Annotated in this window: 4 protein-coding genes; 3 read left to right on the top strand and 1 reads right to left on the bottom strand. The window is 37.9% G+C overall.

What is annotated here, in order from left to right; all coding sequences use genetic code 11:
- Positions 1–416: hypothetical protein (locus ACKI39_RS11170; RefSeq protein ID WP_407400545.1), on the bottom strand; the 416-nt coding region annotated here is incomplete at its 3' end.
- 298 nt (positions 417–714) lie between these two features.
- Here ACKI39_RS11170 and ACKI39_RS11165 point away from each other — a divergent pair.
- Genes ACKI39_RS11165 through ACKI39_RS11155 form a run of 3 tightly spaced genes read left to right on the top strand, consistent with a single transcriptional unit; the run spans position 715 to position 2,668 of the window.
- The gene (locus tag ACKI39_RS11165) at positions 715–1,494 is read left to right on the top strand and encodes a ParA family protein (protein ID WP_407400543.1); all 780 of its coding nucleotides are present in this window, start codon (positions 715–717) and stop codon (positions 1,492–1,494) included.
- Complete coding sequence (locus tag ACKI39_RS11160; RefSeq protein ID WP_407400541.1) at positions 1,494–2,366, top strand: chromosome partitioning protein ParB; 873 nt, start codon at positions 1,494–1,496, stop codon at positions 2,364–2,366. Before ACKI39_RS11165 ends, ACKI39_RS11160 begins: the two co-directional genes overlap by 1 nt.
- Entirely contained in the window at positions 2,363–2,668 is a 306-nt protein-coding gene (locus tag ACKI39_RS11155) for a hypothetical protein (protein WP_407400539.1), read from the top strand. Before ACKI39_RS11160 ends, ACKI39_RS11155 begins: the two co-directional genes overlap by 4 nt.
- Positions 2,669–2,977: the final 309 nt, after the last annotated feature.

The raw sequence follows: 2,977 nt of genomic DNA, 5'->3' as shown, positions 1-2,977 counted from the left end.
ATTTCCTGCCTGATTCTTACATATAAATCTTTCATGGCAGCGACTTTTACTGGAGCAAATTTCATTTTAGAAAACTGTTCCTGAAAATTTCTTGCGGAGAGAATTGCAACGTTCAGGAAGTTTTCGATTAGTGTAAAACAGGTGTTTCTTTCTTTGTCTGTAACAGAGTATTTAAGATTGTAGATGAGGGATTCAAATGAACCGATTTCTCTCTCAGGATCATCGGACAATATCCTGTCGATTTTTGGGATCAGCTGGTTCAAGTCTAAGAAAAGTTCCATCATTTTTTGCGAAGGGTTTTCTTTCATGGAGATTATTCCATTCATCAGCTTCTGAGTATCGTTTAAGCATGTGAGAAATATAGTTCCTGGAGAGAGTTCCAAAAAGTCTTCAGGATTTTCCAGTTCATAATCCATAGAAAACATTATAAAGGATTTTCAAAAAATAGTATGGGGCTGATTTAATTTCAAAACGTAAAAATTTAAAATCAGCAAAATAATTTAAAAATCAGTAAAAAAACTTTTAAATCAGTAAAAATAATTTAAAAACAAGTATATATATTTTTTTAATAACTTTATCATTTTAATAGTTAAGGCAATCCGCCATATGAAGTCTGCAGTTCTTCTTGCTTAGTTTTTCAACCTGGGCAGGCTTCAATAGCAGGATTTACTAAAAGTCTTCTGGCGGTGAGCCTTACACTGAGGAGCAAAACAATTGGTCATCGTTTCTACATCAATAAAGGGTGGGGTTGGAAAATCATCCTTGGTTCTACTTCTGGCCAATAATCTTGCGTCTCGCGGTCATAAAGTTCTAGTCGTTGATATGGATCTGAACAACACGAGCACCATTTATTACACAATGGGAATCAAAAATGTTCAAGAGGTCTGGGAACGGCAGAATATTATGATTGCTATGACTCAGGGTAGGGTAGAAGAAAACATTGTTCATTCACGTATTAAAAACGTGGATGTTATACCGTCTTCCCTGAGTCTTTGCAATATCCGCTCAATTGACTACAGGGTTCTTAAAAAAGTTCTGGAGGAAGTAAAAGGTTCCTATGATTACATAGTGATCGATACTTCACCGACTTATGACAATCTGGTTATGAATGCTATCAATGCTGCAGACCTGGTTCTCAATCCGGTGGAACTTACAGAATATGCCTGTAACATGTCGCTTTTCCTTATGACAAAAATACAGGAAGAGCTGCCTGACAAATATGAAAACACTTTCATCATTTACAACAAATGGGATGAAAGGTATAGGACGTATCCAAATACAGTGCAAAGCCAGGTTCAGAAGCTGTTTGAAAAGACTTTCGGAAACATTCTGGATATCAGACTGGCGAACTGTTATTCGTTCAACCGTTATACGCACTTTGATGAACGGCTGAAGTTTTCAGCCAAGAGTAAGGGAACGGTTCGATTAGTTCAGGCAGTAAATGATTTGGTGGATCAGATTACCAGAGAGAAAAACTTCATTGAGGAGTTCTGATGGTAAAGACGCTGAATCTAATGACTTCAGGTTCCTCCCTGCCGCTGGCGGATAGTGGACTGAAGTTTTCAAAGCAGATGCTCGTAGAAAAAATTGAGCTGCATGAAGATTTCAAGAATCTGTATGTCATAGATGATCAGGTTCTTGAAAGAATTGTAAACGCAATGAAAGAGACCGGCTTTGATAATTCTCAGCCGGTACATATATGGCATACCACTGATAAAGATGGCATTGAACACTGGTATCTGATAGACGGATACACGCGTTTGAAAGCATCGGGTATGGCTGGCATTACAAGAGTTCCGATTTTTGAACACAACTTTGAAAGTTTTGAGGAGGCCTTCAAATATGTTCTTAAGCTGCAGGTAAACAGGCGGAATCTTGATAATGGGGAACTTATAAAAAATGTTGCACTGCTTCTGGATATGGAACATGTCCGTGACTTTGAAGGAGACAAGGCAGAACTGATTTCGGAAGAACTTGGTGTTTCTAAGAGGACAGTTCAGAAAGCCATGTCTCTGGAAAAAAATGCTGATGAATCACTTCTTGATTCTGTAAAAAGAGGGGAGGTGAGTTTGAATCAGGCATATACCCAGATGCAGGAACAGAGGGGACCTTCAACCTATGAAACTAAAAAGTCTAAAGAAGGTAAAAAAAAGAGCACAGTTCAAAACTGTAAAATTTGTGATTTTCAGAAAGTTGTTTTTTATCTGCTTTCAAAAATTCAGAGAGGGGAATCGCCGGAATCTTTACTTGCCGAGTCGGAGGTTCAGCAGCTTTTAAGAAATCCCTCTGGATTTGCTCTTCCACAAAGCAGTCTGGAAATTGCAAAAGCTCTTGGTTATGAATCTTACATTTCGGGGGAATTATGATGATTAGCAAAAGTGCTGCAACTGAGATTATTACGGATTATTGCTTGCTTCTTGAAAAGCAGACAGAAGGCTTCACCCGTGATCAGTTACTGGAAACTGTGCAGTTTTTGTACAGGAATACTAAAAATGAAAAAAAAGATGGATGGGATGAAACTCCTGAAATTGAACTTGGGGAAGATATGAAGACTTTGTTCCTCAGGCTTCCAGATAAGCGGCTTGAAAAAATCACTACAGAGAATTTTAAGGTCTGTGTTGATTACGTTGAGTTAATTGAGAGCAAGAGGAATGAAAAAGCGTGTTAAACAAACTGTTACAAGAAATTTTTTTCAGGTAGGAGACAGACTTTATGTTTTCATACCTGAAGAAAAAAGACGGATGACAGTAAGGGCAGTCCTGGCAAAACGAGATAACTACTTCTGCTATGACTGTATCTTCTGTTCCAGATGTAGTGAGTACAAAGGACAAAGTCCTTTTGGAGAACGGTGTTATACAACAATTTTTGAAGTGGAAAGCGAAAAGTATGAATGAATTAGAGAACGAGTTTACAAACCTTGATTTTGAAGAAGATGTTTATGATGAGCTTCCTGATTTCTGTTATGTACAGCTTCAGG

This window comes from Treponema sp. (assembly GCF_045641405.1).
Classification (GTDB): Bacteria; Spirochaetota; Spirochaetia; order Treponematales; family Treponemataceae; genus Treponema_D.
Note: the sequence above shows the minus strand (reverse complement) of the source record. Positions and strands in the feature narration are given on the sequence as shown.